The following is a 6,447-nucleotide window of genomic DNA, read 5'->3' as shown; positions in this document are numbered from 1 at the left end:
AAAATAGGCTCCATAAGATCCATAGGGGATTTACCCACTACAAATATTATAGAGCCAATTTTTTGAACAAACTTGTCATTGTTGAACATTTATGGTAAACTAAATTTATACTATTTGAAAATCAAAGTAAATGAGGTCTGCATCGTTTGACTGTACTTAGATATGGTTTATAACGAACTTCCTAATTTGTTCTTGCATTTTCATTTCGTATGAATTAAAAAAATAGGGAGTAACTTATGATTAACGCATATAAGAATTTCTTTAAAGGTTATGTAGATTTTACAGGCCGTTCAACACGCTCAGAGTATTGGTGGATTTGGCTAGGAAATATGATTCTCCTTGTCCCTTTTTACTCAGTATATTTTAAGGCACTCGCAAATCCAAGAAATGAGGCGGCTCTTATGGCCTTGGGTGGAATTGCTATTATCTACATGATTTTCGGGCTAGCCCTAATATTACCTATGTTAGCTTTGACAGTTCGTCGACTACGTGATGCTGGTTTCCACTGGGCTCTAATCTTTATCATTTTTATTCCGATGGTTGGACCTCTTGCTCTTTTAGTTTTGTTAGCCATGCCATCGAAACAAGTAGAAGTAGTAACCATCAATGAAACTGAAGAAGTTGTAGAAGTTTCACCATTCGAAGAATCAGACAAAAACTAAGAAGTTCAGGTTTTACAAGTGAAACTGTTTTAGAGTTTTCTTTATATTGTTAAGCAAATATCTAACACTCCCATATCTAAAAATAGATTTGGGAGTGTTTTAGAACAATGAGGCTGCTTTATAGTATACAGTTGTTAAAAAGGAGAAATATCTTGTTTAGGGCTTATATAAATTTTTTAAAAGGTTATGTAGATTTTGTAGGACGCTCAACACGTCCAGAGTATTGGTGGGTTTGGTTGATGAATAATATTTTTTGCATCCCACTTTATATTATCTATTTTCAAATGATTTTGAATGACGGAAAAGAAATAGACCCAATTTCAGGCGTAGCTATCTTAAGTCTTTATATCATTTTGTTTATGGTGTTATTTATTCCTAGCCTTGCTCTAAAAGTTCGTCGTTTACGTGATGCAGGCCTCCACTGGGCTTTCATCTTCCTTCACTTTGTTCCAATGGTCGGACGTTTTGCTCTATTAGTTCTGCTAGCTATGCCAAGTAAGGAAGTAGAAATAGTAACAATCAATAGATCTAAAGAAGTTGAAAGCGAAGAAGTTTCCCCTTTTGAATAATTGGACGAATACGGGGAATGTCATTCTCCTCATTAAGACCAGACAAAAAACTCCCAAACCTAACTTTTAGGCTGGGAGTCTTTTGTTTTAGCGTTTTAATTGTAGATGGTGTAAAATGTCTGTTGGGTGGTGAGCAATCCAGTCAGGATTATAGTCCATGAGGTCTTTCTCCTCACCGAATCCCCAGGTTACCGCTAATTTTTTAATGCCGGTTTCTTGGGCGCCAATCATATCAAACTTGGTATCTCCGATAATAACGACTGTTTCGGGAGTTAGATGATGAGTTTCCAGAGCTTGACGAATGACATCAGCCTTGTGTAGGGCCTGAGGGCTTGAACCATAAATGCCATCAAAAAAGTGGTCAATCCCAAAATTGCTAGTCATGTCAACGGCGGTTGGTGTATTCTTCGTAGTAGTGATATAAAGAGGATAATGCTCAGCTAGTTCTACGAGTAAATCTTTGATATGTGGAAAGAGTTGGGCTTCGTACACACCTTTTTCCTTATAATAAGAACGATAGAGCTGGATGGCTTCCTCTATCTGCTCAGCCGGCAAACAACTAGCAAAGCTGGTTTCTAGTGGGGGCCCCATAAAACCTCGAATAATTTTGGCACCAGGACTAGAAACTCCAAGTTGGTCAAAGGTATAGGTGAAACCATTGTGAATTCCGATAGAACTATCCACAAGTGTTCCATCTAAGTCAAAAAAGATAGCAGATATAGATGACATTGATTCTCCTCATAATGATGAAATTATTCGCCGAAGATTTCTTTTTGAAGGCGACGGCCTGTCGGTGTGGCAGCGAGCCCCCCTTCAGCAGTTTCACGAAAGGCAGTTGGTAAGCTAGATCCTACTTGATACATGGCGTCAATGACCTCATCAACTGGAATTTTGGATTCAATACCAGCTAGAGCCATATCGGCTGCGATGAATGCAAAGCTTGCTCCCATGGCATTCCGCTTGACACAAGGAACTTCAACCAAACCTGCAACGGGATCACAGATTAGGCCGAGCATGTTTTTGATAACGAAGGCGATAGCCTGACTCGCTTGATAAGGCGTTCCGCCTGCAGCTAGAGTTAGGGCAGCGGCACTCATGGCTGAAGCTGAACCGACTTCGGCCTGGCAGCCACCTTCGGCTCCCGAGATAGAAGCGTTGTTAGCAATCACGAGTCCAAAAGCACCTGCAGCGAATAAGAAGTCTAGTTGTTGTTCATGAGTTAGATTGAGTTTTTGAATAGCAGATGTGAGAACTGCAGGAAGACAACCTGCGCTACCTGCGGTTGGTGTCGCACAAACAAGACCCATCTTGGCATTGTGCTCATTAACGGCAATGGCGTTACGGGCGGCAGACAAGACAGTGAAGTCTGATAGGGTCTTTTCTTTTTTGATGTAGTGGTCAAGCTTGGCAGCATCTCCACCTGTTAAGCCGCTACGAGATTTCTTCTCGCTAAGTCCAAGTTCTACAGAAGCCTTCATGACTTCAAGGTTGCGCTCCATGAGAAGGAGAACTTCTTCGCGCTCGCGTCCAGTCAATTCAAACTCAGTCCTAATCATGAGTTCAGCAACATTGCCTTGAAAATCAAGTTCAGCTTGTTGGACTAATTCTTTGATAGAGTAAAACATATTTTCTCCTATTGAAAGAAATTGACATTATGCAAATGAGGAATTTTACGAATTTCTTCGATAGATTCTTCACAGTTGCGGCTATCAACTTCGATAATCATAATGGCTTTCTCACCAGCTTTTTCTCGAGTTACATTCATTTGAGCGATGTTAATATTAAAGCGCGATAAGGCCTCTGTCACATGAGCGATCATACCAGGTACATCCTGATGAACGATGATAATGGTAGGGGTGTTCATGTTGAGAGATACGGCAAAGCCATTTAGTTCTGTCACCTGGATGTTACCACCACCGATTGAGATTCCTGTTACACTGATAGTCTTACGATCGTTCTTCACAGTGATTTTCGTGGTGTTTGGGTGGGGAGCATTACTATCCTTTTGGATGGTCCATACGATTTTGATACCACGTTTGTGGGCAATTTCCAGACTGTTAGGAATTTCAGGGTCATCTGTATCCATTCCTAAGATCCCAGCGACGAGGGCAAGATCGGTCCCATGTCCGCGATAGGTTTTGGCAAAAGAATTGAAAAGTTGGAACTCGACTTCAGTAGGAGTGTCGTCAAAGATAGAAGAGACGATTTTACCGATACGAACAGCTCCTGCCGTGTGACTACTAGATGGGCCAATCATGACTGGCCCAATGATATCAAAGACAGATTGAAAACGAAGTGATTGCATCTGTTTCCCCTTAAAAAGATTCTTAACTCTATTATATCAAAGATTAGATGCAAGCGCTCAATTCCATGATAAAATATCTAAAATCCTCATAAAGCCTATAAAATCAAGCCTTTTGTAACAAAAAGAGGCTATTTAAGTGAAATAAAACATAGTCTTGTAACATTTCTACATAAAACCGTCAAGAAACAGTAATAATAGTAGGGTATGATGGAAATATAAGAAAGAAGGAGAATCTTTTAATATGAAATCAACAACTAACAAAATTAAAACAGGACTTGTAGGAGTAGCAGCAGCGCTTGCTTTCCTTGCACCATCACTTACTTTTGCACAAGAAACAACAACTTACACAGTAAAATCAGGTGACACTCTATCAGGAATCGCTGAAAAATACAATACAACTGTTGAAAAATTGGCAGAAAAAAATAAGATTAAAGATATTCATTTGATCTATGTAGACCAAGTATTGGTTATTGATGGTGAAGCACCAGCATCTTCAACTACTTCAGCTGCGACAGCAGAAGCTCCAGTAGCAGCACCTGCAACTACTGAAACAACAACTTATGAAGCACCAGCAGCAAGCGTAACTGTTGCAGAAGAAACTGTTGCTACAACAGAAACTTCAGCATCAACTTCAACTGTAAGCGGATCTGAAGCAGAAGCTAAAGAATGGATCGCTCAAAAAGAATCAGGCGGTAGTTACGCAGCTACAAACGGACGTTACATCGGACGTTACCAATTGACAGATTCATACTTGAACGGTGACTACTCAGCTGAAAACCAAGAACGTGTAGCAGATGCCTACGTTGCAGGACGTTACGGTTCATGGACTGCAGCTAAGAACTTCTGGCTTAACAACGGTTGGTACTAAGAACTGACGAACAAAATAAGATGCAAAAGTCGAGGGATTTCCTCGACTTTTTTCGTGTTTCCTAATTGAAGGCCTCTGTCATCTTTCTTGTCTTCTCCAACCAAGCATGTTATAATGAAAACTGCTCAAACGACCTTCAATCGTTAAAGCACACACGACCTTCAATCGTGAATAAACGAATAGATGGGAGAACTACCATGAGTGATAACTCTAAAACACGTGTTGTCGTGGGGATGAGTGGTGGTGTTGATTCGTCGGTGACGGCTCTCTTGCTCAAAGAACAGGGCTACGATGTGATCGGTATCTTCATGAAGAACTGGGACGACACAGATGAAAACGGCGTCTGTACGGCGACCGAAGATTACAAGGATGTGGCTGCGGTGGCAGATCAGATTGGCATTCCTTACTACTCTGTCAATTTTGAAAAAGAGTACTGGGACCGCGTTTTTGAGTATTTCCTAGCGGAATACCGTGCAGGACGCACGCCAAATCCAGACGTTATGTGTAACAAGGAAATCAAGTTCAAGGCCTTTTTGGACTATGCCATGACCTTGGGAGCAGACTATGTAGCGACTGGGCACTATGCCCGTGTGACGCGTGATGAGGATGGCATCGTTCACATGCTTCGTGGCGTGGACAATGGCAAGGATCAGACCTATTTCCTCAGCCAACTTTCACAAGAACAACTCCAAAAGACCATGTTCCCTTTGGGACATTTGGAAAAACTTGAAGTTCGCAGACTAGCAGAAGAAGCAGGCCTTGCGACTGCTAAGAAGAAAGACTCAACAGGGATTTGCTTTATCGGAGAAAAGAACTTTAAAGAATTTCTCAGCAACTACCTACCAGCTCAGCCTGGTCGCATGATGACTGTGGATGGACGTGATATGGGCGAACATGCTGGTCTGATGTATTATACGATTGGTCAGCGTGGTGGCCTAGGTATTGGTGGACAACACGGCGGTGACAATGCCCCTTGGTTTGTTGTTGGAAAAGACCTGAGCAAGAATATCCTCTATGTCGGCCAAGGCTTCTACCATGATTCGCTCATGTCAACTAGCCTAGAGGCGAGTCAAGTCCACTTTACTCGTGACATGCCAGAGGAATTTACGCTCGAATGTACGGCTAAATTCCGCTACCGTCAGCCGGACTCGAAGGTGACTGTACATGTCAAAGGAGACAAGGCAGAGGTCATTTTCGCAGAACCGCAACGCGCCATTACACCAGGACAGGCAGTTGTCTTTTACGATGGTGAAGAATGTCTCGGTGGTGGTTTGATTGATAATGCCTACCGCGATGGCAAGGTTTGTCAGTATGTCTAACTGGAGTTAAGTAAAAACGATGAGTTCTCAATTTTTTTATGCATTTATGGCATTTTTCGCTATAATGAACCCAATTTCAAATCTTCCTGCTTACATGGCTTTAGTAGCAGATGATAGTCAAAAAATTTCACGAAAAATTGCTTTTAGGAGTCTTTTGATTGCCTTTGTTATTGTAACTGTTTTTATCTTTTCAGGAGATTTCATTTTTAAAGTATTTGGAATTACAATTGTTTCTTTCAGAATTGCTGGTGGAATATTAGTGGCCGTTATCGGTTATCATATGATTAATGGTAATCATTCACCCAGCTATAAAGGAATGGAGCAGCAAGCAGTAAATTCAGATCCAATGTCTATTGCTATTTCTCCTCTTGCAATGCCACTTTTTGCAGGACCAGGTACAATTACAACTGCTTTAAGTCTGGCTAATGGAGGTTTGCAGAATCAACTGATGACCGTAGTTGCTTTTGCTCTACTATGTGTCATCACTTATCTCCTGTTAAGAAGTGCAAAACAAATTGCAGGCTTCTTGGGAGAAAATTTGATGAAAATTATAACAAAAATGATGGGACTTTTACTATTCTCGATAGGAATACAGATGATTATCGTCAGTGTGCAGACCTTGCTCAAATAGTGATTTGCATTGACAAAACGATTTGATTTGATAAAATAACTTTAACAATAGTCATGATGGTCAAAGCTCATGGATATTGCAGGCTTTTTGTTC

The 6,447-nt window shown here is 41.1% G+C and carries 8 protein-coding genes; 5 read left to right on the top strand and 3 right to left on the bottom strand.

All coding sequences use genetic code 11. From position 1 onward, the window contains the following. The first annotated feature begins 236 nt into the window (after window positions 1-236). On the top strand, window positions 237-662 hold the full coding sequence (locus ADH81_RS03685; RefSeq protein ID WP_049526548.1) for a DUF805 domain-containing protein: 426 nt from the start codon (window positions 237-239) through the stop codon (window positions 660-662). Between the two features lie 152 nt (window positions 663-814). Further along, window positions 815-1,231 carry a DUF805 domain-containing protein gene (locus ADH81_RS03680; RefSeq protein WP_049526546.1) on the top strand — a complete coding sequence of 139 codons (417 nt, stop codon included), beginning with the start codon at window positions 815-817 and terminating at the stop codon, window positions 1,229-1,231. Window positions 1,232-1,318: 87 nt separating this feature from the next. Here ADH81_RS03680 and ADH81_RS03675 read toward each other — a convergent pair whose 3' ends face one another. Genes ADH81_RS03675 through sdaAB form a run of 3 tightly spaced genes read right to left on the bottom strand, consistent with a single transcriptional unit; the run spans window position 1,319 to window position 3,536 of the window. After that, the gene (locus tag ADH81_RS03675) at window positions 1,319-1,960 is read right to left on the bottom strand and encodes an HAD hydrolase-like protein (protein ID WP_049526545.1); all 642 of its coding nucleotides are present in this window, start codon (window positions 1,958-1,960) and stop codon (window positions 1,319-1,321) included. Window positions 1,961-1,983: 23 nt separating this feature from the next. Beyond that, window positions 1,984-2,856 carry an L-serine ammonia-lyase, iron-sulfur-dependent, subunit alpha gene (sdaAA, locus tag ADH81_RS03670; RefSeq protein WP_049526544.1) on the bottom strand — a complete coding sequence of 291 codons (873 nt, stop codon included), beginning with the start codon at window positions 2,854-2,856 and terminating at the stop codon, window positions 1,984-1,986. A gap of 8 nt (window positions 2,857-2,864) precedes the next feature. Next, window positions 2,865-3,536: an L-serine ammonia-lyase, iron-sulfur-dependent subunit beta gene (gene sdaAB, locus ADH81_RS03665; protein WP_049526542.1), complete on the bottom strand. Its 672-nt coding sequence runs from the start codon at window positions 3,534-3,536 to the stop codon at window positions 2,865-2,867. Between the two features lie 241 nt (window positions 3,537-3,777). Here sdaAB and ADH81_RS03660 point away from each other — a divergent pair, with 241 nt between their 5' ends. From ADH81_RS03660 to ADH81_RS03650, 3 genes are all read left to right on the top strand, one after another. Next, the gene (locus ADH81_RS03660; RefSeq protein ID WP_049526540.1) at window positions 3,778-4,404 is read left to right on the top strand and encodes a LysM peptidoglycan-binding domain-containing protein; all 627 of its coding nucleotides are present in this window, start codon (window positions 3,778-3,780) and stop codon (window positions 4,402-4,404) included. Window positions 4,405-4,601: 197 nt separating this feature from the next. Next, window positions 4,602-5,723 carry a tRNA 2-thiouridine(34) synthase MnmA gene (mnmA, locus tag ADH81_RS03655; RefSeq protein WP_049526538.1) on the top strand — a complete coding sequence of 374 codons (1,122 nt, stop codon included), beginning with the start codon at window positions 4,602-4,604 and terminating at the stop codon, window positions 5,721-5,723. Between the two features lie 19 nt (window positions 5,724-5,742). Further along, window positions 5,743-6,354, top strand: a complete 612-nt coding sequence (locus tag ADH81_RS03650; RefSeq protein ID WP_049526536.1) for a MarC family protein — start codon at window positions 5,743-5,745, stop codon at window positions 6,352-6,354. Window positions 6,355-6,447: the final 93 nt, after the last annotated feature.

This window comes from Streptococcus pseudopneumoniae, assembly GCF_001072925.1.
Classification (GTDB): domain Bacteria; phylum Bacillota; class Bacilli; order Lactobacillales; family Streptococcaceae; genus Streptococcus; species Streptococcus pseudopneumoniae_Q.
This window is presented reverse-complemented; position numbering and strand designations above follow the sequence as displayed.

Bases quoted from the DNA above. Each gene is read 5' to 3' on its own strand.
- ADH81_RS03685 (WP_049526548.1), top strand. From the start codon at position 237: ATGATTAACGCATATAAGAATTTCTTTAAAGGTTATGTAGATTTTACA.
- ADH81_RS03675 (WP_049526545.1), bottom strand. From the start codon at position 1,960: ATGTCATCTATATCTGCTATCTTTTTTGACTTAGATGGAACACTTGTG.
- sdaAA (WP_049526544.1), bottom strand. From the start codon at position 2,856: ATGTTTTACTCTATCAAAGAATTAGTCCAACAAGCTGAACTTGATTTT.
- sdaAB (WP_049526542.1), bottom strand. From the start codon at position 3,536: ATGCAATCACTTCGTTTTCAATCTGTCTTTGATATCATTGGGCCAGTC.
- ADH81_RS03660 (WP_049526540.1), top strand. From the start codon at position 3,778: ATGAAATCAACAACTAACAAAATTAAAACAGGACTTGTAGGAGTAGCA.
- mnmA (WP_049526538.1), top strand. From the start codon at position 4,602: ATGAGTGATAACTCTAAAACACGTGTTGTCGTGGGGATGAGTGGTGGT.
- ADH81_RS03650 (WP_049526536.1), top strand. From the start codon at position 5,743: ATGAGTTCTCAATTTTTTTATGCATTTATGGCATTTTTCGCTATAATG.